This window comes from Paenibacillus sp. FSL W8-0919, from assembly GCF_038003785.1.
Lineage (GTDB): Bacteria > Bacillota > Bacilli > Paenibacillales > Paenibacillaceae > Paenibacillus_AQ > Paenibacillus_AQ lactis.
Genome location: NZ_JBBOPV010000001.1, coordinates 4,630,880 through 4,656,749 on the forward strand (window position 1 = coordinate 4,630,880; position 25,870 = coordinate 4,656,749).

The 25,870-nt window shown below is 47.2% G+C and carries 22 protein-coding genes and 2 pseudogenes; 22 read left to right on the forward strand and 2 right to left on the reverse strand.

All coding sequences use genetic code 11. The annotated features are described in order from the left end of the window. Nucleotides 1-83 precede the first annotated feature (83 nt). The 16 genes from NST44_RS20990 to NST44_RS21065 all read left to right on the forward strand — a co-directional run bounded on the left by NST44_RS20990 (nt 84) and on the right by NST44_RS21065 (nt 19,614). A complete protein-coding gene (locus NST44_RS20990; protein ID WP_007131459.1) occupies nt 84-1,022 on the forward strand; it encodes a VanZ family protein in 939 nt (312 codons plus the stop codon). Nucleotides 1,023-1,111: 89 nt separating this feature from the next. Further along, nucleotides 1,112-1,795 carry an ABC transporter ATP-binding protein gene (locus NST44_RS20995; RefSeq protein WP_007131458.1) on the forward strand — a complete coding sequence of 228 codons (684 nt, stop codon included), beginning with the start codon at nt 1,112-1,114 and terminating at the stop codon, nt 1,793-1,795. Then, nucleotides 1,792-4,383, forward strand: coding sequence for an FtsX-like permease family protein (locus tag NST44_RS21000; protein ID WP_340900521.1), 2,592 nt, complete (start codon nt 1,792-1,794; stop codon nt 4,381-4,383). The genes NST44_RS20995 and NST44_RS21000 overlap by 4 nt, the downstream gene beginning before the upstream one ends. Before the next feature lie 625 nt (nt 4,384-5,008). After that, entirely contained in the window at nt 5,009-5,875 is an 867-nt protein-coding gene (locus NST44_RS21005) for a carbohydrate ABC transporter permease (RefSeq protein ID WP_213614154.1), read from the forward strand. A 77-nt stretch (nt 5,876-5,952) separates the two neighbouring features. Continuing rightward, nucleotides 5,953-6,771, forward strand: a complete 819-nt coding sequence (locus NST44_RS21010; RefSeq protein WP_340900523.1) for a carbohydrate ABC transporter permease — start codon at nt 5,953-5,955, stop codon at nt 6,769-6,771. Nucleotides 6,772-6,809: 38 nt separating this feature from the next. Further along, nucleotides 6,810-7,964, forward strand: a complete 1,155-nt coding sequence (locus NST44_RS21015; protein WP_340900525.1) for an efflux RND transporter periplasmic adaptor subunit — start codon at nt 6,810-6,812, stop codon at nt 7,962-7,964. Nucleotides 7,965-8,001: 37 nt separating this feature from the next. Beyond that, complete coding sequence (locus NST44_RS21020; RefSeq protein ID WP_340900526.1) at nt 8,002-9,339, forward strand: ABC transporter substrate-binding protein; 1,338 nt, start codon at nt 8,002-8,004, stop codon at nt 9,337-9,339. Nucleotides 9,340-9,425: 86 nt separating this feature from the next. After that, on the forward strand, nt 9,426-10,376 hold the full coding sequence (locus NST44_RS21025; RefSeq protein WP_007131452.1) for a hypothetical protein: 951 nt from the start codon (nt 9,426-9,428) through the stop codon (nt 10,374-10,376). A 107-nt stretch (nt 10,377-10,483) separates the two neighbouring features. Next, nucleotides 10,484-12,349 carry a hypothetical protein gene (locus tag NST44_RS21030; protein WP_340900527.1) on the forward strand — a complete coding sequence of 622 codons (1,866 nt, stop codon included), beginning with the start codon at nt 10,484-10,486 and terminating at the stop codon, nt 12,347-12,349. Nucleotides 12,350-12,618: 269 nt separating this feature from the next. Next, on the forward strand, nt 12,619-13,314 hold the full coding sequence (locus tag NST44_RS21035) for a response regulator transcription factor (protein WP_340900529.1): 696 nt from the start codon (nt 12,619-12,621) through the stop codon (nt 13,312-13,314). Continuing rightward, complete coding sequence (locus NST44_RS21040; RefSeq protein WP_210095697.1) at nt 13,307-14,413, forward strand: sensor histidine kinase; 1,107 nt, start codon at nt 13,307-13,309, stop codon at nt 14,411-14,413. Before NST44_RS21035 ends, NST44_RS21040 begins: the two co-directional genes overlap by 8 nt. Before the next feature lie 41 nt (nt 14,414-14,454). After that, on the forward strand, nt 14,455-15,144 hold the full coding sequence (locus NST44_RS21045) for a stalk domain-containing protein (RefSeq protein WP_213614147.1): 690 nt from the start codon (nt 14,455-14,457) through the stop codon (nt 15,142-15,144). Between the two features lie 326 nt (nt 15,145-15,470). Then, nucleotides 15,471-16,397, forward strand: coding sequence for a phosphotransferase family protein (locus NST44_RS21050; RefSeq protein WP_007131447.1), 927 nt, complete (start codon nt 15,471-15,473; stop codon nt 16,395-16,397). 448 nt (nt 16,398-16,845) lie between these two features. Next, nucleotides 16,846-17,715 carry a hypothetical protein gene (locus NST44_RS21055; protein WP_340900530.1) on the forward strand — a complete coding sequence of 290 codons (870 nt, stop codon included), beginning with the start codon at nt 16,846-16,848 and terminating at the stop codon, nt 17,713-17,715. 478 nt (nt 17,716-18,193) lie between these two features. Further along, nucleotides 18,194-19,123 carry a hypothetical protein gene (locus NST44_RS21060; RefSeq protein WP_007131445.1) on the forward strand — a complete coding sequence of 310 codons (930 nt, stop codon included), beginning with the start codon at nt 18,194-18,196 and terminating at the stop codon, nt 19,121-19,123. 152 nt (nt 19,124-19,275) lie between these two features. Next, the gene (locus NST44_RS21065; protein WP_138919349.1) at nt 19,276-19,614 is read left to right on the forward strand and encodes a hypothetical protein; all 339 of its coding nucleotides are present in this window, start codon (nt 19,276-19,278) and stop codon (nt 19,612-19,614) included. On the opposite strand, the gene NST44_RS21070 is transcribed toward NST44_RS21065, so the two are convergent. Further along, nucleotides 19,604-19,978: a winged helix-turn-helix transcriptional regulator gene (locus NST44_RS21070; RefSeq protein ID WP_007131443.1), complete on the reverse strand. Its 375-nt coding sequence runs from the start codon at nt 19,976-19,978 to the stop codon at nt 19,604-19,606. The genes NST44_RS21065 and NST44_RS21070 overlap by 11 nt on opposite strands. A 141-nt stretch (nt 19,979-20,119) precedes the next feature. Here NST44_RS21070 and NST44_RS21075 point away from each other — a divergent pair, with 141 nt between their 5' ends. Then, complete coding sequence (locus NST44_RS21075; RefSeq protein WP_244152755.1) at nt 20,120-20,446, forward strand: hypothetical protein; 327 nt, start codon at nt 20,120-20,122, stop codon at nt 20,444-20,446. Between the two features lie 474 nt (nt 20,447-20,920). On the opposite strand, the gene NST44_RS21080 is transcribed toward NST44_RS21075, so the two are convergent. Continuing rightward, nucleotides 20,921-21,463, reverse strand: coding sequence for a GNAT family N-acetyltransferase (locus NST44_RS21080; RefSeq protein WP_007131441.1), 543 nt, complete (start codon nt 21,461-21,463; stop codon nt 20,921-20,923). A gap of 269 nt (nt 21,464-21,732) precedes the next feature. Here NST44_RS21080 and NST44_RS21085 point away from each other — a divergent pair, with 269 nt between their 5' ends. The 5 genes and pseudogenes from NST44_RS21085 (at nt 21,733) to NST44_RS21105 (ending at nt 25,862) form a co-directional block, all read left to right on the forward strand. Next, nucleotides 21,733-22,611 (forward strand): LysR family transcriptional regulator, encoded by an 879-nt coding sequence (locus NST44_RS21085; RefSeq protein WP_210095524.1) that lies wholly within the window; start codon nt 21,733-21,735, stop codon nt 22,609-22,611. Nucleotides 22,612-22,750: 139 nt separating this feature from the next. After that, a complete protein-coding gene (locus NST44_RS21090) occupies nt 22,751-23,587 on the forward strand; it encodes a transporter substrate-binding domain-containing protein (RefSeq protein WP_090911061.1) in 837 nt (278 codons plus the stop codon). Nucleotides 23,588-23,620: 33 nt separating this feature from the next. Continuing rightward, on the forward strand, nt 23,621-24,406 hold the full coding sequence (locus tag NST44_RS21095) for an amino acid ABC transporter permease (protein ID WP_210095523.1): 786 nt from the start codon (nt 23,621-23,623) through the stop codon (nt 24,404-24,406). Then, nucleotides 24,403-25,104 (forward strand): annotated as a pseudogene (locus NST44_RS21100) (amino acid ABC transporter permease); the annotation flags it as partial. The gene NST44_RS21095 and the pseudogene NST44_RS21100, both read left to right, overlap by 4 nt. 6 nt (nt 25,105-25,110) lie before the next feature. Next, a pseudogene (locus tag NST44_RS21105) lies at nt 25,111-25,862 on the forward strand (amino acid ABC transporter ATP-binding protein). Nucleotides 25,863-25,870 lie beyond the last annotated feature (8 nt).

Sequence of the window (25,870 nt, forward strand, 5' to 3'; positions counted from 1 at the left end):
TGAATTGTCATCTCCATCGTCACTGAAAAGTCATTTTAGACAGATAAAATGATTTTCATCAGAAGAACGATGGAGGTAAGACAATGCAATCGAAGCAACAACGCAAGAGTATTTTTGCTATTACGATATTTTACACCCTGTTTATTCTATATTTTTTGTTTTTCGCTTTCGGCAGAGTAGGTAAGGCAGATCAAATCAAGGGGTACACCTTTATTTTTTTACCGGACGATTTTTTTAGGCTGCCGGGTCTATCCGACCTTCTACATCCGACATTGATGGACTTTGTGGGTTTCGGGAACGTCGCCGCTTTCATTCCTTTTGGCATATTGATTCCGTTGTTATATCGGACTAGCTTTGTTCGCTTCATGATTCTGTTCATCCTGTCCATTCTCGTGCTGGAGACGATTCAGGCGCTTACTTTTCTCGGCAGCTTCGACATGAACGACGTCATACAGAACTCAACGGGAGCAGCCATCGGATTCGGGGCGTACAAACTTGGCTTTCGCGCGAAAAACATCTGGAGAAATATTGTTGCCGCGGGTATTTTCAGCGTTGTTTTGATGCTCGGGGTGTGGGGGATCTTCGGAATGGTTGACCAAGCGTTCACCAAAGAGATGGGTCCCTTTGTGGCGATAAACGATTTAAGGGATAGTACGGGGAATTCTTCAACAGGACCCCAAACGGCCAGTTTTGAGATGGGTGGTCAAAAAGTGGAACCCCATTATAATGTGTACAGCATTGAAGGTAGAAACAAGGAAACGTACACATATACGTTTGGCAATAAGAAGGAGGTGTACCTCTTCTTGAATTATGGAATTCCCGATCAGAAGGATTCCCGGGGCAGCATTAGGGTCACCGCCGATGGACATGAGTTCCTGACTATATCTGTAGAAGCCGGACGCCATGAGCCGGATATGAGCTCCATTTATCTTCCTCAGGCCAATGAGCTTGCGATCACCATTGAGGGAAATGTAATCCTGTGGGATGTTGGATATCAAGAGATGGTATATAGCTGGAATTGAGCTTGAAGGAGCGCCCATGCTTCCGAAGCGAGTTTTGTACGCAGTCGATTCAAGAAGTAACGCCCACAAAACTTTTAGGAGATATGGCAATGGAAATTTTAAAAATCGAGCATTTGTCTAAAATATACGGCACTGGCGAATCGGCGGTAAAGGCGCTTGACGATATTTCATTTTCGGTTCAAAAAGGCGAATTCGTCGCGATTATCGGCCCGTCCGGATCGGGAAAATCGACCCTTCTACATCTGCTGGGAGGCGTCGATCGACCGACAAACGGCAAGGTTTTCGTTGAAAATACGGACATCTATGCATTGGACGAAACGCGTCTGGCCATCTTCCGGCGGCGACAAATCGGACTGATCTACCAGTTTTTCAATCTGATTCCTACCTTAACGGTGAAAGAGAATCTGACGCTGCCGCTCTTGCTGGACAACCAGCAGGAAGATAAGAAGCAGTTCGATGCGCTCGTAAAGACGCTGAATTTGGAGCATCGTTTAAACCACCTGCCGAATCAGTTATCCGGCGGGCAGCAGCAGAGAGTTTCGATCGGCAGAGCGATCATCAGTAACCCTGCCATCATGCTGGCAGACGAGCCCACGGGGAATTTGGACAGCAAAAATAGCAGCGAAATTGTCGATCTGTTGAACATGTTGAATAAAACCTATCATCAGACGCTGATTATCATCACTCACGACGAACGAATCGCTTTACAGGCCGACAGGATCATTTCAATTGTAGACGGCAAGATTGCCAAAGACGAGGTGATCCGTCAATGAATATTGTCTACAAACTTGCCATCCGGAATTTGAAGCAAAACAAGAGACGAACACTTGTCACCATCCTCGGCGTCATCATTTCGGTTGCCATGGTGACCGCTGTCGCTACGCTTGTGTTCTCCTTCTCGGATTTAATGATCAGGCAAACCATCGCGGATAGCGGGGAGTGGCATGTTCAATATCATGATGTCACCAAAGAACAGCTTGCGGCGATACAAGCCGATGAGGCGACCAAAACCGTTGCGATTTCAAGGGATCTTGGCTATACCCTATTAGAAGGGGGACAAAATCCCAATAAACCATACTTGTTCATCAAGGAATATGATGCGCAAGGTTTCACGCAATTTCAGGTTGAACTAAGCAAGGGCCGTCTACCCCATACGGACAAGGAAGTGGTTATTTCTGAGCCCGTTGCAACGAACGCCAAAGTGAAGTACGAAATCGGCGATCGTCTAACCCTTCAGATCGGCGAACGATTCGAACAAGGGGGCGATCATCCCTTGGATCAGACCGAACCGCTGCGTAGGGAAAACGGCACATTGACTGAAAGGCTGCAGCATATCAAGACAAAGGATTATACGGTGGTCGGCTACATCAAGCGCCCCGAATGGGAAACGGCGGGGGCCCCGGGTTATACGATCATCAGTTATGTCGATGAAAATATGATCGGGGCAACCGATCGCGTGAATGCAGCGGTGGTCTTGCAGAAAATCAAACCGTCCTTGTTTGCGCATGCGGAAAATGTGGCAAAGAGAAACGATATCGAATCGGTCCAATACAATAACGACTTGCTGCATTATTACGGCTTGTCCAAAAACGAAGAATCGTACAGCATGATGTACTCTTTATCGGCGATCCTGATGGCGGTTATTATGATCGGCTCGGTTTCGCTCATCTATAATGCGTTTGCGATATCCGACTCGGAACGTTCCCGTCATTTAGGGATGCTCGCGAGCGTCGGGGCTACGAAAAGGCAGAAGCGAAATTCCGTGCTTTTTGAAGGTGTCATCATTGGCTTGATCAGCATCCCGATTGGTATTCTATGCGGTCTTGCTGGGATCGGAATCACCTTTTGGTTCATGAACCCGATGATTGAAGGGGCATTATGGAGCAGTGAAAAGCTGACGGTCATCGTCACGCCGTTATCACTCTTGATTGCCTGTATTGTTTCGATGCTGACGATTTTCATCTCGACGTATCTGCCGGCGATCAAAGCATCCAAGGTTTCCGCCATGGACGCGATTCGCCAAACGTCCGACGTTAAGCTTACGGCGAAAGCCGTGAAAACATCGAGGTTCATTCGCAAGCTCTTCGGCATCGAAGCGGAAATCGGATTGAAAAACTTAAAAAGAAACAAACGGAGATATCATGCCATTGTATTTTCGCTTGTCATCAGCATCGTTTTGTTTTTGACGGTATCGTTTTTTACCGCCGGCATGAAACAATCCCTGGAACTGTCGCAGGAAGGCGTCAATTATGATATGGAAGTGTCGTACAGCAATGGAAAAAGAATAGACGACCGGTTGCTGCAATCGATTGTATCCTTAGATGGTGTATTGGAATACAACCTGATTCAAGAGTTCTATAAGCGCGCTTGGGTCGATGAAGCGTACATCTCCGAAGAATTGCAAGAGATGGCTAAGAAGGATAAGAGTTTACTGCAGGACGGAAAATACCCTTACGAGATTAAGATCCATGCATTAGACGATTCGAGTCTGCAAGCCTATGCCAATGCCGTCGGTGCAAATTTCGAACAGCTTAGGGACCCGGATCATCCCGCCGCGATCGTGATGGATACGATTCATTACCGGGATTTGGATAGGGGGAAATACGTCCAGACGAAGGCCATATATACGAATGTCGGTCAAAATTTCGAACTAACGAATAGCTATCAAGATAATGCGGAAGAAACGAAGGTAAGACGTGTGACCGTTGCTGCGCTGACGGATCAAGCGCCGATGGGAATGAGCGGGGCAGGCGTGGGTGGGTTAAATATGATCGTGTCGGAACGCATCATGGATCAATTGGCAGACGTTGAGGAGCTGGCTAACGTTCAGACATACCTCTATTTGAAAAGTATGGAGCCAATGAGGACACACCAGGAAATCGAAGAGATGTTTGAGACCAATCTGAATGTCTACAATGTATATCAATTCAGAAAAAGCGAAGAACAACAGATTCTATTGACGTCCGTCTTTTCGTACGGTTTTATCGTGTTAATCTCCGCGATTTCGATTGCGAATATTTTTAATACCATCTCGACGGGCTTATCCCTTCGTAAGCGAGAAATTGCGATGTTGAAATCCGTTGGCATGACGCCAAAAGGCTTTGCGAAAATGATGAACTATGAAAGTATCTTTTATGGAGTCAAGTCGCTGCTGCTCGGGCTTCCCGTCAGTTTCGCCGTGATGATTCTGATTTATCGGTCATTTGCGAACCGATTCAGCTACGGATTCACCGTTCCCTGGCTGAGTATGCTTTCTGTTGTCGTCGCCGTATTTGTTATTGTCGTATCTGCGATTATTTTTTCCAGCAGGAAATTAAAAGAGGATAACATTATTGATGCGTTAAAGCAGGAGAATGTATAGGGAATATCTCGGTCACCGTTTTTCCTTCCTGTGTTTTACTTAGTGGCGGTCCAGAATATGAGTTTGAGATACAGTTGGCGTTGAAATCGATTATTTTTGTCGGTGATTTCAGCTGCCAAACATGAAATGGATGTAGAACGATAACGAACATCTGATAAATGAAGTGCACCCCTTAGAGCGGACATGGGATAAGCCCCTAGTGGTATCCGATGAATCCTAGGGGGTGCACTTTTAGTATAATATGGAAGTTTCGCGTGTTAGACGTGATGATTATCTGGTGAAGCCTTTCGATCCGCAGGAGCTTGTAATTCGGATTCGGTCGCTGCTGCGTCGGGTACAGAATTGCCGCAGAAAAGCGGGTCGTATTGTGAAGCTTGAAGCTGGATTGGCTTACTAGAATCGTATCTCTGAAATACACGAAAAAAGCACCTGATACTTTCAGGTGCTTTTTGTTGTACCACTTTTGTTTGTAACGAAATCGCCTAGTCACTTCAATATTTTAAGTATTTTTAATATTTCCCACACTTTTTTCTTAAGCAATCTTATTTATTCTAAATGCAGTGGGGAGCGCAACAGGCCAGGATGGAGGTCGAAACTTTACTGAGAAAGGAAGGATCAGTCAATCATGAAAAAATGGCTCCGTAAGGATGCTTCGGCGGCCATGTTTTTTCTCGTACCAAGCGGTATCGGATTTGCACTCTTTTATCTTATCCCGTTTGCCATGGGTATGTATTATTCCTTTATGAGCCAATCGTTGGGCGGCGAATTTGTGGGATTCGATAATTACCTGGAACTGCTTGAAAGTGGTTCCTTCCGCAAGGCGGTATCCAACACGTTTTACTTCAGCGCGGTCAGTGTTCCGCTTATGGTCATGCTGTCACTCGGGTTAGCGATGCTGCTGAATAAGAATACATATATTCAAAAATGGCTACGTACAGCTTATGTTATGCCGCTTGTTGTGCCCGTCGCCTCCATCATCATGATCTGGCAGCTGCTGTTTGATTGGAACGGCTCCCTGAACGCATGGCTGAACAGCTTCGGATTTGAACGGGTGGACTGGATGAAGACGGAATCGGCACGTTGGGTCGTAATCATTGTGTACCTATGGAAGAACATCGGTTACAACGTCATTTTATTCCTGGCGGGACTACAGCAAATTCCGAAGGATTACTACGAAACGGCCCGGATTGAGGGGGCTGGTCGTTTACGGCAATTCCGAAGTATTACTCTGGTCTATCTGACTTCCACGATGTTTTTTGTTGTGATCATGTCCATTATCAATTCATTCAAAGTGTTCCGTGAAACGTATCTGATCGCAGGTGATTACCCCCATGACAGCATTTATATGATGCAGCATTACATGAACAATATGTTCGTGTCGCTCGACATTCAAAAGCTGACTGCGGCGGCAACCCTGATGTTTCTCTGTATTTTACTGATTGTACTAGTGCTGTTTGCGATTGAGCGCCGACATCGGCAGTACATGGAATAGGAGGTGGAGCGAAGTCTGTGCAAGTAGCCTACATATTGAAAAAAAGTGCTTTAACGTTTGTCATGGGTGTTATTGCTATGATCTTAATATCCCCAATTGTGATTACATTCACAAATTCATTGATGACAGAACTGGAAATTGAAATCAATTATGGCCTCATCGGACAAATGAATGAAACGACTGCGGGTAGAGACGGCTCCTTTGCGAACCTGAAACTGATTCCGGACAAGGTGTCTTTTGCACAGTATGGGAAGGTTTTCATTGACAACCCGAAGTATCTGACGATGTTCTGGAACTCCGTGTTCATGGTGATGCCGATTATTGTAGGTCAGACACTCGTCGCGGCACTGGCTGCTTATGCATTTTCCAAGCTGATTTTCCGCGGCCGGGATACGATGTTTTTGGTCTATGTCATGACGATGCTCATGCCGTTCCAAGTCACGCTGGTACCCAATTATATTATGGTCGATAAGCTTGGCATGCTGAATAGTACGGGCGCCATCATTGTTCCTGGTATTTTCGCAGCTTTTGGTGTATTTATGCTCAGACAGTTCATGCTGGACATTCCCTATGCCTACATTGAAGCAGCCAAAATCGACGGTGCCGGACATTTGCGGATTTTTATAACGATGATTGTTCCGATGATCAAGCCGGGATTGGCCGCACTTGTGATCTTGCTGTTCGTTGATTATTGGAACATGGTGGAACAGCCACTTATTTTTTTGGACGACCCGTTCAAGCAGCCGCTGTCCGTCTTTTTATCCAGGATTAATGATAGCGACCGGGGGATTGCCTTTGCTGCATCCATGATCTATATGGCCCCGATGGTAATGTTATTTCTGTATGCGGAGTCGTATTTCATAGAGGGCATTCAATTGTCAGGTATTAAGGGTTAGCTTATTAGGACGGTTTTTTTAGGAGGAGAAGAAAGGATATGGAGCTTGGAAAAGGGTTAGCTGACCAAAGACGAAAGCGAATCCTTCAAATCGTGTTCATGGGTTTTATGGGGGTGCTGCTGTTGTTTACATTGTTCAGTAACACGCTGCAGTCGTTGACCTTGCCCAAGGTGACCACGGAACAGCCGAAACAGGGAGGCATTGAGCTATCGATCGCGGGAAGCGGAATACTTCAGCCGATCGCCGAAGCTAAACTATCCAGTTCAAACGACTGGAAGGCTCAGCAGATTTACGTAAAAGAAGGTGAACGTGTTAAGAAGGGACAGAAGCTTATCGCTTATGACAACGTAGCGGCAAGACAAGAAATCGAACTTGAAGTAACGAATCTGGAAAAGCAAAGGATTGAGCAGCAAAATCTTCAGGATCAGTTTATTCAATCTTCCATTGGGGAGGATGAGCTTAAACTGCGCAGCGCAAAACGTGAAGTTGAAAAAGGGAAACTCGATATCGCTGCGCAAGAACGTAAGATCAACGAGATGAAAGAACGACTGGCAAAAGACCAGATGCTTACCGCTCCCTTTGACGGTATTGTCACGAAGCTGAATGCGGTTGAAGGTCTTGCATCTGCGGGCGAGCCGGATGTCATTGTCTCAAATAGCAGCCAAGGCTATAGGTTTGAAGTCGGCGCTGATGCAAAACGTTTGTCCAGTATTGGGATATCCGTTGGTGAGCGGATCGAGGTAGAAGTCCACACAGATAAAGAGCAGCAAGCCAATGTCATGGAAGGTGTAATTGAAGAAATCACCAATGCGGAACCGATGATTGAGGGGGCAACCGAAGGAACGGAGACGGTAACCGTCCCTCAAAAGAGAATTCGCATTAAACTCATAAACACCAAGCTGAAAGGAGGTGAGCAGGCTCGAATTAACATCGAGAAAAGCTCTCTCTATCAAGGGCTGCTTGTTTCTAATGAAGCTGTTCATCAGGACCGGGAAGGTATGTACGTTTTTGTAGTCGAAGAGCAGCCAGGTGCACTCGGTAACGTTTTTGTTGCCCGAAAAGTCAACATCAAGTTCAGCGAGCGAAATGACAAAGAAACGATGATCCAAACGGATAGCATTTATGAACAAGATAAGATCATTCTGAAAAGCAGCGAGCCTCTGCAGGATGGCAACCGAGTACGCTTGGAATAGGCGTTGTAAACAGAACATATCAGGAGGAAATTATACGATGAAAAAATGGCATTTACTTATTTCTATGGGAGCTTTGATCGCGAGTTTAACCGCTTGCGGGTCAGGAGAAGGCGGGAACGCGGATAAGCCCGCAACGAAAGAGGGAAAAACGGTGCTTACCCTGTCACTGACAGAGTCGACTCCGTTCTATCAAACGCTGGAAAAAAAGTTCGAAGAGAAATACCCGGATATCGACCTGCAGATCCATGCATATAAAAGCATGGGTGAACAAAGGGGACCTGGGGATTTCGAGAAGTATCGTACTGCAACGAATACAGCCATGTTATCAGGAAACGGGATGGATATCATTGAAGTTGGCGGCTTGCCTGTTAAAGAATATGTGAGCAAAGGCTTCCTACTCAATATGAATGATTTGCTGGAACAAGACCAGACACTCCATAAAGACGATTTGCAAATGAATATTTTGGACGGTCTGAAACTGAATGACGGACTGTATACCATCCCTTTGGGATACTCCTTGAGAGTATTGGTTGGTAATGGGGACATGTTGGACAACGCTAATGTGGCAATCGATGATAAAACCTGGGATTGGAAGAAGTTCGAGAAGGTTTCAAAGGAAGTGATCCGTAAGGCAAAGGAGAACGGTATCCCCGAGGTTTATGCATTGGCGTCCTATCCGCCGGAATACCTCTTCCAAGAAATGCTCTATGAAAACTACGCTGCATTTGTTGAACCTTCCGCCAAAAAGGCATTGTTCGACTCTCCGGAATTTGTGGATTTGCTTCAGCAGGCCATGGAAATGAATGATGAGAAGATTATAACCGCTGACGAGGCACAGCCGGGTCAACAATTGTTCAGTTCAACCCCGATTAGGTCACCGCTTGATTTCATCGACGGCCCTTATATGCTGTTCGATCATCCAAAGATCATGCTGTTACCCCGAGCGGGAGAAACCGCGCAAAAAGGAGCGCGAGTCTTTACTTCAACCCAGTTCGCGATTCATGCCAAATCGCCAGCACAAGACGAAGCTTGGAAGTTCATCACCTTCCTATTGTCAGAAGAAGCACAATTACTGCAGGAAAGAGAAGGGTTCTCGATGCTTAAATCCGTGAATGAAAAGCTGATAAATGACCTTCAGGAAAAAGTGGAAAGCGGCGATTATAAGCTTCCGAATGGGCAGCCGGCCGAAGTACCCGACGAACAATTCAATGTGTTTAAACAAATGGTTCAGTCCGCCGATCAATACGTGGATCTGGACAGTAAAGTGATATCTATTGCGGGTGAAGAGTCCATGGCGTACTTCAGCGGACAGAAAACTGCAGAGGAAGTGGCGAAGCTGATCCAGAACCGAGTCACCACCTATTTAAACGAATAGGTAGATCATCCAGGAAGCAGCTCACATTTGTGCGCTGCTTCCTATTTCACAGAAAGAGAGAAAGCCAAATACAGGGAGGTGCATTTATGCACAGGCAAAAAAAGACATGCATAGCAATGATGCTATGCGCTGCGATGTTAAGTCAATCGTTTGTCTTTGACGCATACGGGACATCCGCAGCTGATTCGTCTGTTTCCAAATCAGCTTCAGGCGCATCTATGTTCACACTGGATAAACTCGGCTCGGTCACATTGAAGCAGAGCGTCAGTGTGAAGCTGACGGATATGAATATTTCTGTTCATCCTGACGGGAATATTCTCACGTACACACTTCGTTACAGTAATAATAGTGGCAGTAGAGTAGATCTAATCGATTATTTTTCCAAGCTATCCACTCCGAGTGGCACCATCATAAAAGGAAAAGTTGTTACGAGTGATGCTGGTAAAAGAACGTTGCCTGCAAATAGCAGTCAATCCGTGACGTACTATGTGAACATTGGACGATCGGCACAGGTAAACGGAATGAAGGTTTCCATGTTCGGATGGGATTTTAGCAGCGCCACTTATGAGAAGAAGCTGGGAGGTTTCACGATTCCGGCTCAGTACTCATCTGTAGTCCCTGTAGGCAAGAGCAAGAAGATGAAGATGAATAATATTTCAGTTACGGCCAAGGCAGATACGGTACAGAGGTATACAATCAACGGAAAAGTATATATAAAGTTGGGCATGAAGCTCTCGAATGGAGGAACCAAGGTGCTTAGCGATCCAGGATATAAAGCATATCTAAAATCGGCTGGCGGCTCGATATTTGAACTCTTGCCTGAATCGTCTAGCACTGGCTACAAGCTCCAGCCTCAGGAGAGCAGAACCATCTACTATTGGACAGAAATTCCTTCCACGATGAAGACCCGTGGCATGACGCTGCAGCTGGCTCAGGAAGACGAAACCTTGAAAATGCAACTTCCGTTGCAATCGTTCAAACTTCCTGCGGAGCTTCGGATATTGCCGTGGCTAAAGGCAAAAGCGCTAAGCTTATGATGAAACAGCAGCCTGTAACGGTCAAGGCAGAAAAAATGCAGCGTATGAAGCATAATGGGAAAGTGTATTTGAGGGTGGGGGTCAATTATGCAAACGGAGGTAAGAAGGTGCTAAGTGATCCTGGATTTAAAGTGCAACTGAAGTCGGCCGGCGGCTCGGTGTTCGACCTTGTGCCTGAGGACGAAACAGGAGCCAGCTTCAAGATTCAGCCAGGGCAGAAGCGAACGATTTATTATCTGGCAGAGGTTCCGTCCAAACTCAAAACCGACAATATGATGATGCAATTCATGCTGGAAGATGAAGCTTTAAAAATGACGCTGCCAGTAAAAACCTTCAAGCTGCCTTCCGTTACGGCTGATGTGCCTGCGGCGGATTATGCCGTCAAAAAAATATCCGTTAATCACCTTATGATTGAAACGCAGTTGAAAAGCGCTTCCGTATATGCTGAGAACGATACCGGGAAATGGAGCATACAATTCCGAGTTAAAAATCTTGGCGAAAAATCATTGAAGCTGCCGGCTTATGAGCTTTCCATCCACACGAATGAAGGCTACAGCATCCCGGTGAATGCGAAGGCACTTGCCAATGTTACGCTGAAGCCGTTAGAAGAAAAGCTGATTGATCTCCGTGCAGATGTACCATTGCACATGAAACAGAATATGTTGCAGCTGCAATTAACGGAGCCTGCGGTGGAGGGGAAGATCAGCTTCCCGACAGCCCGCTATAAAATTCCCTATGCTCAGGAAGGCAGAAGCCATCTGGGCTCGGAGAATATCATCGAGAACGATCATGGCACATTCGGCGTAAAGCTGAGTTCATACCAGCGGCTGCCTTGGGGAGATGGGGATCAGATTGCAGCCCGAATCAGCATTCGCAACACCAAAGCGTTAACCGTACAGCTGCCGGAACTCAAAGCCCAAGTTAAGGCTGATATGCGTGACATCAGCAGTACAGCTCAAATCGTGATACCGAATGATCAGACGACTCTGGCGCCTAATGAAACCGTAGAGCTATATGTACTTGCCAATGTGCCCTATTCCTATAATTTCAATCAATTACGCATTGAGCTTCAGGAAAGTTCAGGAGAGGACGTCACGAGATTTCTGTCGCTAAATACCCGAGCGGTCAACAATGTGGTGAACCAGGTTGCTGCAGGTGATTCTTATCTGATCCATACGCCGGGCAAGAAAGCGGAGGTCCGTGAACGAATGAGTACCGTGTACCAGGACAGCAGCTCCAATTTGATATACACGGAACTGGAGATGGCCAGTCAGGAAACACGTCAATCCATGCAGGCGCAGCTGGTGGCTTACTACAAAACACCGGACAACGAGTATTATGAGGCAGAGGTCAATCAATCGTCCGTCAAAACAAGCCCGAAAGGAAAAAATCTGGTGACCGTTTGGAGCAAGCTTCCGCTGAATGTGAATACTTCACAGCTTGTATTGTATGTCGGCGAAGGTGTAGCAGGCCGAAAGCTGACCGATCTTGAGGAAGAATCAACGGAAGTCATTGGATCGATCAATACAGTGGGATTAGCGCTTAACCCTAGAGCTATCCAACCAGCAACGAATCTAGGGAATGTGGAATTGTTTCCTTATAAACTCTCCATCACGAGAGGAGAAGCTAGACTTAGTGAGGGAAAAGACATGCTCAATACCGTTATTCATTATAATCTCATAAGGAATGGCGATTACGAGACAGGTGAATATGAACATAAACTCATTATGGAGATTATTGACCCGAACGGACAATCCACGGAGAAGACATTAACGCTCGGCACCGATTTGTTCATCGGCAATAATAAATCATACTCCATTACAGTGAATAACAATTTCCGCAATAATGTAAGCGGAGGGGGAGTTCGCATCAATCTGTATGATGAGTTCCAAGGTCGGAGAATGTTGATCGGAAGCCAATCGTATCCGATTATTTATGAAGAGAATCAGGTGAACAAGCCGGATAGCGATTAAATACTATATCTAGACACAGGTAGATAGAGGGCAACACCCCTGAAGATGGAAGACTATATTCGGGGGTGTTTTTGAACCCTTTCTTTCAGTTTACAACTGTAACTTTAATAACTCTTTAAGAATTCCAAAAGGATTCTTAAGATATTCCAGTTAGACTGGTATAGTCGGGAGGTGCTTACAAGCAAGCTGTTGGATTGAATTTACGAACCCTCCTGCTTATAGTCTCAAGTTTCAATAAAGTTGCAAAGTGAACGAAGAGGATGGATACCATGAAGCGGATTACAATTCTTATCGCGGACGATGAGCCAGAAATTGCGGACCTGATTGAGCTGCACTTAAAAAAAGAAGGCTATGATGTCCTTAAAGTGGCGGACGGGCAGGAGGCGGTACAATCAGCTCAAACGCATTCCATCGATCTGGCGATACTGGATATTATGATGCCCAAGCTGGATGGTTATGAAGTCATCCGGCAAATTCGGGAACGGAATCAAATGCCGATTATTTTTTTGAGCGCCAAAACGTCCGATCTTGATAAAATTGCTGGGCTGGTGAGAGGCGCAGACGATTATATGACCAAGCCTTTCAACCCGATGGAGCTGATCGCGCGTGTGAATGCCCACCTTCGCCGTTATATGCAAATGAGCCAACCGATGATTTCCGGCAAACCCGCGCTGGAAGCGGGAGGGGTGGTCATTTACCCCGATCAGCGGATGGTGACCCTGTATGGCGAAACGATCGAGCTGACGCCTAAAGAATTTGACATTTTGCATTTACTGGCCAGTTACCCAAAAAAGGTGTTTAGTACGGAAAATATATTCCAGCACGTATGGGGCGAGGCCTACTTTGAAACAAGCAATACGGTTATGGTGCATATTCGGACTTTGCGGAAAAAGCTGCATGAAGATACGAACAAAAACAAGCTGATCAAAACGGTTTGGGGGGTAGGCTATACGTTCAATGGCTAATTTGATACAAAGCTTCCGCTCCAAAATGATTGTGCTCTTTGGCTTGAGCATGCTCTTATCCGGCATCATCATGTTCGCACTATACAAAATTCTGCAATATTATTACCGAACTCAGGTTAAATTCGAGGATCCGCTGGCTTATGTCCGTTTGTTCATAAGAACGGTCGGGGATATTAATTTTTTCCTGATATTTTTTATCCCGCTGGCGGTCTTTTTTTTCTTTCTGCTTACGAAGCCTTATGTGGCTTATTTCAATGAAATTTCTGCGGGGATTCGGCACCTCGCCAACGGCGAGTTTGACAAGCGGGTTTCGATTGCGACCCGGGACGAATTCGGGGATATCGCAGCGGATATCAATCTGACCGGGGAGATGCTCAAGCAAGCGGTGGCGAGGGGAGATTTTGCCGAGAGCAGCAAAGATCAACTGATACTGAATTTGGCCCATGATTTGCGTACGCCGCTCACTTCCGTTATCGGTTATCTGGATTTCATTCTCAGGGACGAGTTATTGACCAAAGAACAGGTTCGGCATTATACGGGCATTGCTTTCGCGAAGTCGAAGCGCTTGGAGAAGCTGATCGACGAATTGTTCGAAATCACGAGAATGAATTACGGTATGCTGCCAGTCGAAAAACGACCCATCGACTTAAGCGAGCTCCTGACGCAGTTAAGCGAAGAATTACTTCCGGTTTTTGAGAAAAACAAACTGAAGGCCCGATTGCACGTTACTCCGCATCTGATCATTTCGGGCGATGGCGACTTGCTGGCACGCGTGTTTGAAAATTTGCTGACCAATGCGATTCGTTACGGCAACGACGGTCAGTTTGTAGATATTCATGCTTTCCTTGAAGCAGAAGTAGCGGTAGTTCAGGTGATCAACTTTGGCGAGCCCATCCATCCGAACGAACTGCCGCATTTATTCGACATGTTTTACACCGGCGATAAATCCCGGATTCATCGGGAGGGCAGCACAGGCCTTGGCTTATTTATCTCGAAAAATATCGTGATGCAGCATCATGGAACGATCACGGCCGACAGCAGCTTGATTCGTACAGCTTTTGAAGTACGACTGCCGCGAGGCATGCAAGTACCTGAATAAAAATGGTATGACCGACTATCGAAGGGAGCGAAGAGGGCGATTTGCGGAAATATGTATGGGTATGGATATGGTTCGGTTTGTTAGCTGTGATCGGTTTGGCCGCTTACGGCGCAAGCTCCTCGATTGACTTCCTGTCTTCCGGGAAATTTGAGATTAACGGTAAAACCGTCAGGCTTCCTGTAATTAACTACAACGGAAACATCTACGTCCCGCTTCGCCTTGTAGGGGAAGAAATGCATGCCGAAGTTTATTATGACGAGAACAAGGAATTAATCTCGATCAAGCAGCAAAGCTTAGCATTCGATGAACAAATAGAGGCACCCGTTCCGTCCATTGCTTATGAGAACGAGTACAAGGATGGTACCGTATGGATGCAGGAGATACCGCTGCTGCAGGGAAGCTCTTGCTGGAATGGATGCCTGGAAGTGAACGATCCGGTAGAGCAATGGGTGTCCGAAGCCCGGTATCCGCCGGTTAGCGTGAGGCCTGGCTCAAATATCGTCATAACTTATCCGGCTGGATTGGAGCCTGACGGATTGAAGATATTCAACGTCTTTGATTCGGGTAACGGCACTGAGCAGTATGTCGAAATGATGGCGGTTGATCATCGAGTACAGCTGCCAACGGAACTGGGGGTATATACCATCTTAGTTAATTCGGACTGGGAGGCAGGATATACCTCGTATGCTTTTGTTATACATATTACTGACCGCGATGATCTAAGCGACTAATCTTGAACAAGGAACTTCAGCCAACACGTCGGAGAGTTACGTTTCAAAATAAAAGTCAAAAAAACCCGTCATGTTTTTATGACGGTGTTTTTTTCATTTTGACGTAAAGAATTATGATTGTAATCGCTGTAATAGTCGGGGTATTTGTAGTATAAAAATTATAGACGATGTTACGCTAACGGAGACGACAGTTCAATAATGAACAAGAAGCCCGCTGGCTTTATTCAACTAACGGGCAGGTTAGTTTAGTGATAAACGTACTTTCTCCCCAAAAAAAGTGTGTGGTAAACTATTCGAAACACGACACTTCTGGGGGTGAAAAAACCGTGGGAGACATACAAGCAGAACGAATTGCAAGCGATTTTCTTCTTGAAAAAGTAAAAACATCATACCAGATCATAGGGAAAGGCTTCGTAAATCAGGTTTTCGTAGTCGAAACAGAGAGTCGTAAAGTCGTTGTTCGCATGAACGACTCAGGTACATATCCAAGCTATGTGAAAGAAAAATGGTGTATTGAACAAGCTGCCGCAATTGGCATTCCCGGACCTGAGGTGTTGTCCATTGGCATAATTGATAGAACCGCATATATGATTCAAGCTTTCGTTGATGGAGACAATGGAGTAGATAGTAAGGTTAATAAGTCCGATGTTTGGAGGCAACTTGGCAAATATGCGAAACTTATTCATTCGATCCCAGTGAAGGGATATGGGGAAAATCTGATTGATCCAGTCCATGGTGAGTTTCATTCACCCTCTCACGCAGGATCGGACGGCAGTTGGCTAGGATATGTGCAGTATAATATCAATAGTTTGACGGAGAATGATCAGTTGATTGAGCTTGGAGTAATCAATCAAATAAAATCGCAGAGAGTGCGAAAACTGTTTGAAAATTTGAAAAAAGAAACGTTCCGCTTCGGTTTAACCCATGGAGATATTTCATTGAAGAATACGATAGTCAATCAGACGGGACAAGTAATATTATTGGATTGGGGCAATGCAGAAGTAAGAACGGTACCGCATGGAGAAATTATTTGGTTGATGCGGTGCCATATCCTAGACGGAAATCCGAGTATAGAAGAATTCAAAGCATTTTTAGACGGGTACGGAATAAGTGTAGAAAACCTAACTGAAATGAAACATTTGCTGCTATTAAGCGCGTTTGATAACCTCAGATGGGCCATTGATCGAAATCCGGACCAAATCGAATCCTATGCTGCGTTCGCTAAAAAAGTTGTTGATATGATTATGGACTAGCAGAGATTGAGCAATGTTTTTGATAATTGAGCGAAATACGGGATATTTGCCAGTGCAATTGAAATATCATTCCTTGGAAGATTAAAACGTGAGAAGAAAAATGTAATCATTTATAAAACACCCGAAAATGACCCTGATGCTTAATGGCAATCAGGGTCACTTTTACAAGGTTAATAATTATCGGTGAACCCAATGTCCGTTCAGGGAAGCTGATCTGGTTGAACGCAAACAATTATGTTTCCGAGAGGAAAGACAAGCACTTGTACCGATTGCCATAAAACGATTTTGTAGGACTTTCTGTCTGGTGGAGTGCTTTTTTGATAGCATAGACGAAAAGAATCATTTTTCCGGGAAGTTTGATGAAATGGGTATACGACCTCTGTTGAATATAATACGATCAGTCTTATTACGTAACGAGTTCGAATTTACGACAACGGAGGGAAACGCTTTGAAGTACATTAGGACGATTATGATGATAGTAGGCGGCATCTGCTTGTTGGGCATTGGCTGTACCGTTCAGAACCAAGAATCGGAGATAAACTTAAGCGAACTTAAACAATCCGATAACAATATTCGCGTACCACATAATGACCGACTACATATGTCTACTGATCAGAGGTGGGTTGAGGAAGAAGGGCATCAGTCTGATCTGATTCGGCTTCAATGGACGGCGGAAAGGGCTAAGCCTGCAATCGTTTGGCTCGACGAGAAGGGAATGAACAAAACGGCGATCATTTCGCATGACAAGGCTAACAATCCGGAGCAACAAGACCATAAGCATATCTCATTCGAGACGACGATGTCGCCAACGGGTGAATATCCGAACCAACTGTTTACCCGGTTTGAAATTCCCTACGATACTGACGTTAGCGAGATTCGTACACATTCTTCCAACTTCAATGTAATGAGCGGCATACTGCGAGTCGCAGGGGAAAGAGGGACTAACCGGGATATCCAGTTCAGTGTAGCCGGCAAGGAAAATGAGACGATAACGAGATGGGCCCTTCGGGCAGATAGATCCGAAGAACCGGGGGACAATTCCGGAGCCGACATGCAATTCGTTCGTTTTGACGATGACGGCAAAGTCGTTGATTCCCCGCTAACCATAAAGCGCAGCAGCGGTAATGTCGGTTTAGGAACGAATGACCCCGATACCAAGCTAGATATAAACGGGGGTATGCTTCGAATCCGAGACAAATATACGCCAGCTTCATCCACAGATGCCTGTAGTCAGGGTCAGATAGCATGGGACGACGATTATGTATATGTTTGCGTTACCGAAAACAAGTGGAAAAGAACAGGGCTCTCCTCGTGGTAACCATGAATAGGGAAGAGTTAGACTTAATGACTGGGAAGAAAGGTAATGTAATCAAGGAGTTCAAGCGCGAGGTTTCGATGGTGGATTTCCTCAGCGAGGTTATTTCAAGAAGGGCAAGAACATGTTCCTTAATGAAACTTTGGAGGTTCAGACTTCATCGTATCGTTAAGGTGGGTCACAAAAACACCTTCGTATATAGCAGTTGCCGCTAACGGTACAAAACCAAGGACCGAAGTCGTGTTGATGACAATAGCTTCTTCAAAATGAAAGACATGGGATAAGGGGGTTAGCGTCGGGAGACAAGAACACGATACATTGAAAGTCGCTATTTTAGCGGCTTTTTTGTTTTATCGGCAACTAAGGTTTCCTTCATGAAACTAAGTCACTTAATTGAAATTGACATACCCCAAAGTGCGTACTTTTCAAGTATGTCAATTGAATTTATACTGAGTCAGAAATAACGAAAGGGGGAGATAAATTGGAATATCGGATCAAAATAGAGGATAGCAGCCTGCGACTTGGGACGCGAATGGATATCGAGACTACGACGTTTCGTGCTGTAGACTTTCAAAAGAAACAGCAATGGGAACTCCCTGTTGGTGTGTACCGCGCGAAAGATATCGTCCGCGAAACAAGTGCCTTACTCGAGGCGGTTTGCTCACAGCTTGGGGACTCTGCAGCCGCTGAGTCACTGCTAAGGAATCTCCAATCCAGCTTAGGAGTTTCCGGAAGAGAAGCCGTTCTGCCGTTGGCCTTGATCGCCTCGGAAGATGAAACGAAACTCCCGTTCCTCGATCAGGCGCAAAAAATCGGAAACACATTGTCAAACTGGGCTCGAGAATATTATTTAGAGAAGTCGGCTTGGTTGATGTACGGAGAAAAAGCCTTACTCCAGCTTGTTCATAGAAGCCAGTGTGACAATCATCGGTGGACGCCAGAGGTGGTGAGCATTTTAATGGGGCCTAAGGGCAGCCCCGAAATCATGCAGTTGTTTAATGAGTATCTGCACCAACTTATCCTCCTGAGAGATGCGTTGATGCCTTTTGAAAACTGGGAGGAAGTTCCTATTATGATCGTGGAGGGGGATCAAGCGAAGGGACTTCGATTTATCGAGCCGGCGCGGAATCGCTTCCTCACAGAACTGTTGGTCAAACAAATGCCACACAAAGAGGTTGTACGCTTCGCGCAAAGTTTCCTAAGCCCTGAACTCTCCATGATTGGATACGGATTTCAATACCGTCTCGGGATGGTGCTGCCTGCCGCAATTGGAAAACCAATTACCGCACAAAAAGCTTACTTTGCTGGCATCCCGCTCATCTATTGCCGTATGAGAAGGCCGGGGGGGCTGACTCCGTTGTCTTCGATTATGCTGAGGGGGATTACTACTCAGTTACCCGCAGTTGGATAAGTTCCCGTACATCAGAGCAACAGAATAACAATGAAGCAAGTTTCCAAAACGAAATAGATATCGTACCCGAAGCCAATGAACAAGGTCGGGTTGTATTAAATCTGAGATTGTCGGATGGGAATTACGATTATTGTGTGGATGTTGGGCAGGCGATGCGAGGACACCGATATATGTATCGTCCTGAGCAAATCCACGTATCCGCGGAAAGTACAGCCTGGCCGGCCCGTTCCGCATGGATCGAACACTCTGCTTCGGATATCTTGGGGGTGACAGGACTCGCGGCGTTTGATGAAGACGGCGTTCACTACATTTCGGTTGGAGGCAATCCGCTTGTTGTGTGGGCGCTGCTTGGCAAACTGTTTCCGCTCAATGTGGTTGTAATCATTGACGAACAAGCCGATGAGGTGGAGGCGCCGCATCTGGCAAGTAGTAAATTAAGAGGGGTAATTCTGTTGAATGGAAGCTATTCTCGTCAAGTTGTTAACCGTTAACCTCATGCTCTTGTGTTCCGGATGGCAGTTCGTCGTCCGGAAATAACCGCATATATTCTGTCCCAAAGTCGCGAAGCTGGACTAATATAACCATGAGCGCCTCTCCCAATTGGGTTAGCGAATATTCGACCTTTGGCGGAACTACCGCATACACTTTCCGGGCGATTAATCCGTCGTTTTCCAAGTCTCTTAACTGCACCGTCAGCATTTTTTGCGTAGCTCCGGGCATCAGCTTCTGAAGTTCGTTGAACCGGTAGGTTTGTTTCGATAAATGACTTAAAATCAAAGGCTTCCATTTTCCGCTTATTAATCCGAGAGTGATTTCGGAGGTACAAAGAAAAACGCTATTGCGGTATTCGATCATATTCAATACCCCTTTTTTTGTAATTAAAATAGACTAATCTCCCCCGTTTAATAGGGATATTGTCAAACCGAGCCCATCGTTTCAAGTATGAAACCCATGCTCAAAAGGAGTAACCAGAGCCGCTCCTGTCGAAATATTATCATGAAAGAATGGAAGGGGGCATATTCGATTAGCGATACCATACGGTTGGCAACTGCGGAAGATGCTGCGACGGTAAGGGATATCCTTTTCCGTGCCTACGAACCGATTCGGAAGTTGGAACTGAAATGGCCAGCCGCCAACGCCACGGCAGAACTCGCCGCGTCCAATATCCAGCGCAATGAATGCTATGTCTTGGAGCAGGACGGTGAAATCGCGGCGACGCTCACCTATTCGCTGGAAGGAGAGGTTCGGGACGTGACGGCCCTGCCTTTTATAAAATGGTTTGCGGTGGATCCCTTGCTCCAAGCGAGGGAACTTGGGTCGTAGTTAATGGATTGGGTCGAACGGTCCGTCCTTCTTGACGACATCGAGCACCTGCGGTTACTTTAGCGACAGCCGCGCGGCATCCCTGGCTGGCTGACATGTATCGGCGGAACGGTTATGCTTCAATACTGGACTTCGACCCCAAGAACGGCGACGGCGTAATGCATCTTATGCGAAAAATACTGGATCCTGCACCGTATGAGGTATACATCATGGAACATCCCGAGGATCTTGCTTCCATTCATGATATCGACCCTGCCCGGTTCTTGAGGGCGGGTCTTCTTATAAGCAAGGGATTAAAGAGTTTCAGGGCTTTTAAGTAGACATAATGAAGTCGTTACGAATTGGCCAAACTTTCGAGAAAAATATCAGGATGGCTTCATAATTGGATAAAGGCGTTGCTGCAGAAAGATATTTATAATACAGATGAGAATCTCAATTGAACATAAGGAACCTGATTACTAGGGCCTTTATTTTTCATAAGGCGCTTTGTAGCAGCAAGGATCCGGGCAGTTCGATCCGGTATCCTTTTACAAGACTTTCTCCGTTGTAGATATCCGTGTCATACGCCCGCTCAAAGCCGAGCCGCTCATATAGCTTCACCGCAGAGGCCATCATGTCGGAAGTATGGAGATTCAGCGTGGTTGCGCCAAGCTGGATCGATCTGCGGGCAGCCTCTTGAATCAACAGCGTGGCGATCCCGCGCCCCCGGAAACCCGGAGATACGGCAAGTAGGCGGATAATAGGCGAGTGAATCCCCATCTCCGGTTTTCCGTAAGCGGCCTCCGAAGAGAGGAAGAGCTGCACACTGCCAACGATTTCCCCGCCAAGCTCGGCGACGATCCGGGCATGCGGCGCATGGCTGTAAGCCGAATTCCTAATGGAATCCCGATAATCCTTCCATCGCTCCGCAGACAGATCGAAGGCATACTGCTGATAGGATTCCAGCATCACAGCCGCAACAGCCTCGCGTTCCCACTCATGTGCATCCCGTACGATCACTTCTTGGATTGAATTCAACGCTACCACTCCTTTTTTTGGTCATTTAAACTTCAGAGGATACGGCCATATCCTGAAAAGGTGAGATTAGTATAGCAGTTTATTCCAATTAAACAAATGGGAAAACAAGAATATTAATACTATCATTAAAAAAATCTATAAGCATATTTGGATTGACAATAATTTTCCAACTGCCTAAGATAAGGATAATTTATAAGGTAAATTGCAGTCTTAAAACCATCTATATTCATAGGTATAATGCGTATAATTATGGTCCCGGAGGTGTTAGCTTGAACATCGAAAATATCGAGGCTTTTGTCTACATCAACCACTACGGCAGCTTCAACAAGGCGGCAGACGTTCTGTTTCTATCCCAGCCGACGGTAACTGCGCGCATCCAGTCGCTGGAGAGGGAACTCGACTGCAGGCTGTTCGACCGTTTGGGCAAACAGATTCATCTGACCGACAAAGGCAAACAATTCCTTCCCTATGCCCAGCAGATCCTCCAAACCTTCCAAAAAGGGAAACACCATCTTCAATCCAAAGCGTCCATGCCCAATGAGCTCAGAATCGGAAGCACGGTTTCGGTATCCAATTACTTAATGCCCTATCTGCTCATAGTGCTCAACCGTCGGTTTCCCGAGATGAACTTCAAGCTGACGACCGGCCCCACGGAAGAGCTGGCCGGCAAGATAACGTCCAAGGACATCGATCTGGCCTTCGTCCGCAAGCTGATGAATCCGGCGTTTCAATCCTATCCGTTCTTTGAAGATCCCATCCGCCTCTATGTATATAAGGATCATCCACTTGCTGCTGCCGGGAGAGCCTCCATTCGGGATATCCGGCACGAGACGCTGGTCTTCTTCGAATGCGGTTCGCTGGATTGGCTGAGGATTCACCGGGTATTCGAGAGTCTGGAACAGCCGCCGAATATCGTGTTTCAGGTCGATAATTCCGAGACGGCGAAGAAGCTTGTGCTGGGGCGGGCAGGCATCTGCTTTCTTCCGGGTCTATGCGCTCAGCAGGAGGTAGCCGAGGGAAGCCTGATTCCCGTTGATATTGCCGAGACGGCAGGCATTTCCCTGCAGACCCATCTCATCTCCTTGAACGGGCACAACAATGGGTTTCTGGATTCTTTGCTGGAGCTCGGCCGCGAATTGTCCTATTGATGAAATGCATGGATGAATAGAAAAACTCTATTAGACGCGTTTCCAAAATCGCGGTAAAGTTAGTGACAACATAATTCTTACTAAATCTATAGGAATTATTAATTTATGAATCGGGACAAGATTGAAGGGGGATGAGGTCGTGAAGAAATCAATCGTGGCAGCCGTTGTAATCGCATTGGCAGGGGTGATCGCCGGATGCGGAACAGGCACGAAGAGTGGAGAGGCGCAAAAAGATAGCACGGCGAACGCTGCGGAAGGAAAAGTAACGAAGATTGTTGTCGGCACGGGCACGGCCTTTCCAAGGATCTGCTTTATTGACGAGAACGGAAAGCTGACCGGCTTTGACGTTGAACTGGTACGGGAGATTGATCAACGTTTGCCGGAGTATGAGTTCGAGCTGCAGACCCAGGAGTTTTCCAATCTGCTGCTGAGCCTGGAAACGAAGAAAATTGATTTTGTAGCTCACCAGATGGAGAAGAATCCGGAGCGAACAGAAAAGTACCTGTTCAATAAAGAGCCTTACGCCTACTGGCGGAATAAGATCATCGTCGCCAAGGAGAACGACTCCATTCAATCGCTGAATGATTTGAAGGGCAAAAAGGTACTGACCGGTGCAACCAGTGCGGCTGCTCAGATTCTGGAGAACTACAACAAGGACAATAACGATGCGATCAACATTGTCTATCAGAACGGCGCGGCGAATGATACCGTGAGCCAGATTACGACGGGCCGGGTGGATGCAACCGTCGGGGCGGACTTTACGCTGCCACTGATCGACCCGCAAGGAAAGCTGAAAACAACGGGCGACCACCTGTCGGAGGCCGACATCCTGTTCGTATTCCGCAAGGATGACCCGGACAGCCAGAAGCTGTCGGATGCGGTTGACGATGCGATCAAGGAGCTGAAATCGGATGGAACGCTGACCAAGCTGAGCAAGGAATGGCTGGGCGACGACTTCACCTCGTCGAATCCATGATGAGATTAACCTAGTAGAAGGGAGAAGGGGTCCATGGGTGCACCGTTCGATTACTCGTATGTATTTAGCTTTCTGCCCAAGCTCTTGTCGACGTTAGGCGTCACGATGCTGATCGTGGCAGGCTCTCTGCTGGTGGGAATCGTCGCCGGATTTCTGGTTGCCCTTCCTCGCCTCTACCGGATCCCGGTGCTGAACGCATTCTCCATGGTGTACATTTCGTTCTTCAGGGGAACGCCGATTCTGATCCAGCTCTTCTTGTTCTATTATGGTCTGCCGGAGATCCTTAAGCTGGTTCATATCGACCTGTCCCGGGCGCCTGTCATGGTATTCGTGATCCTGACTTACGGGCTTCATACCGGAGCCTTCATGTCGGAGATGATCCGGGCTTCGGTAACCGCGGTGGACAGAGGCCAGGTAGAAGCGGCGTACGCCATGGGGATGAAAGGACATCAAGCCTTCCTTCGGATCGTCCTCCCTCAAGCGCTCGCGATCGCGGTTCCGGTATTTTCGAATATGGTGATTGCCCTGCTAAAGGATACTTCCTTGGCGTTTACCCTCGGGCTCATGGAGATGACGGGAAAAGCGCAAACCCTGGGCAATATCACCCAGCATTTTATCGAAGCTTATCTGGCGCTGGCTTTCATCTATCTTGTCATCAGCTTCACGCTTGAGAAACTGCTGCTGCGTGCGGAGCGGCGCCTGATGCGCCACGAGGTTCCGGAGTCGGCGGCGCGCAAGAGATTCCGTGTGCAAGAGAAATTATCCTACCGCCGTATCATCGCCGGAATAAGACCTGAAAAAGGAGGCGCGGAGCTGTGAAAATCGATCCATCCTTCATATGGACGGCATTTGTAAACTTGCTGTCCGCGATCCCGACAACGCTGTTGATCACCGCCGTATCGGTCACGGCCGGATTTATGATCGGGCTTATCGCCGCATTTGCCCGGATCTATAAGGTGCCTGTGCTCAGCCAGATCGCTACTGCCTACGTGACTTTTATCCGGGGCACTCCCATGCTGACGCATCTGCTGCTGATCTATTTCGGCCTGCCGGTGCTGGTGGATGCGCTGTCCGCCCAGATGGGCTGGGGCTTTAAGTCATCCTCCATCCCGATGATCTGGTTTGCGTTCATATCATTCTCAATTACGGCAGGCGCGTATATGTCCGAAGTGATCCGTTCCGGCCTGCTCGCGGTCAACCGGGGACAGCTGGAGCCAGCCTATTCGATCGGCATGACGACGTGGCAAGCGCTGCGGAGGATCGTATTCCCCCAAGCCTTGGCGGTCAGCCTGCCAAACCTCTCCAATTCGGTGATCGGCATGCTTCATGGCTCGACCTTGGCATTTACTGTGTCGGTTGTGGACATTAACGCGCAGGCGCAGATCGTGGCTTCGACCAACTGGAAGTTCTTCGAATCGTACTTGGCGGCGGCAGCTATTTTCTGGGGGCTTACGCTTCTCATCGAAAGACTGACCGCGATCATCGAGAGACGAATCAATCTCTACAATCGGGGGGGGCGTCGCATGATTCAACTGACCGATATTTCAAAGTCATACGGCAAGAACGTTGTGCTGAAATCCATTGATCTGACGGTAAACAAAGGGGAAGTGGTGGTCATTCTGGGGCCGAGCGGTTCCGGCAAAACCACGCTGCTGCGCTGCGTGAATTATCTCGAAAAGCCGAATGGCGGCGAGATTGCTATCGGCGATTACCGTGTCCAGTGCAACGCGCCACCAAGAAGGAGATTCATGAACTACGCCAGAGATCGGCCATGGTGTTTCAGCAGTACAATCTGTTCAAGCATAAGACGGCGATCGAGAACGTGATGGAAGGCCTGGTCGTCGTCAAAAAAATGCCAAAGGCAGAGGCAAGGCTGAAGAGCATTGCCTTGCTCGAAAAGGTGGGTCTGGCCGATAAGCTGGATGCCTACCCGAGTCAGCTCTCGGGCGGACAGCAGCAGCGGGTGGGCATTGCCAGGGCGCTCGCCCTGGAGCCGGAGGTGATCCTGTTCGATGAGCCGACGTCGGCGCTCGACCCGGAGCTTGTGGGCGAGGTGCTAGCGGTCATTCGCAAAATCGCGAAGGAGGGGATCACCATGATCGTGGTAACGCATGAGATGGGCTTCGCGAGGGATGTGGCGAACCACGTCGTGTTCATGGACGAAGGCGTGATCGTGGAGCAGGGCCCCCCGTCCGAGCTGTTCCACAATCCGCGTGAAGAACGGACCAAGCAGTTCCTGAAGCGGATCACGCCCGAGCTTAACTATAGCATTTAGGAGGCCAA

What these genes read in the sequence shown, in the direction of transcription:
- NST44_RS21070 (WP_007131443.1), bottom strand. Translation starts at nt 19,978, where the DNA reads ATGATCGAATACCGCAATAGCGTTTTTCTTTGTACCTCCGAAATCACT.
- NST44_RS21010 (WP_340900523.1), top strand. Translation starts at nt 5,953, where the DNA reads ATGATCTTAATATCCCCAATTGTGATTACATTCACAAATTCATTGATG.
- NST44_RS21005 (WP_213614154.1), top strand. Translation starts at nt 5,009, where the DNA reads ATGAAAAAATGGCTCCGTAAGGATGCTTCGGCGGCCATGTTTTTTCTC.
- NST44_RS21020 (WP_340900526.1), top strand. Translation starts at nt 8,002, where the DNA reads ATGAAAAAATGGCATTTACTTATTTCTATGGGAGCTTTGATCGCGAGT.
- NST44_RS21015 (WP_340900525.1), top strand. Translation starts at nt 6,810, where the DNA reads ATGGAGCTTGGAAAAGGGTTAGCTGACCAAAGACGAAAGCGAATCCTT.
- NST44_RS21035 (WP_340900529.1), top strand. Translation starts at nt 12,619, where the DNA reads ATGAAGCGGATTACAATTCTTATCGCGGACGATGAGCCAGAAATTGCG.
- NST44_RS21040 (WP_210095697.1), top strand. Translation starts at nt 13,307, where the DNA reads ATGGCTAATTTGATACAAAGCTTCCGCTCCAAAATGATTGTGCTCTTT.
- NST44_RS20990 (WP_007131459.1), top strand. Translation starts at nt 84, where the DNA reads ATGCAATCGAAGCAACAACGCAAGAGTATTTTTGCTATTACGATATTT.
- NST44_RS21000 (WP_340900521.1), top strand. Translation starts at nt 1,792, where the DNA reads ATGAATATTGTCTACAAACTTGCCATCCGGAATTTGAAGCAAAACAAG.
- NST44_RS20995 (WP_007131458.1), top strand. Translation starts at nt 1,112, where the DNA reads ATGGAAATTTTAAAAATCGAGCATTTGTCTAAAATATACGGCACTGGC.
- NST44_RS21075 (WP_244152755.1), top strand. Translation starts at nt 20,120, where the DNA reads ATGAAAGAATGGAAGGGGGCATATTCGATTAGCGATACCATACGGTTG.
- NST44_RS21095 (WP_210095523.1), top strand. Translation starts at nt 23,621, where the DNA reads ATGGGTGCACCGTTCGATTACTCGTATGTATTTAGCTTTCTGCCCAAG.
- NST44_RS21025 (WP_007131452.1), top strand. Translation starts at nt 9,426, where the DNA reads ATGCACAGGCAAAAAAAGACATGCATAGCAATGATGCTATGCGCTGCG.
- NST44_RS21065 (WP_138919349.1), top strand. Translation starts at nt 19,276, where the DNA reads ATGCGAGGACACCGATATATGTATCGTCCTGAGCAAATCCACGTATCC.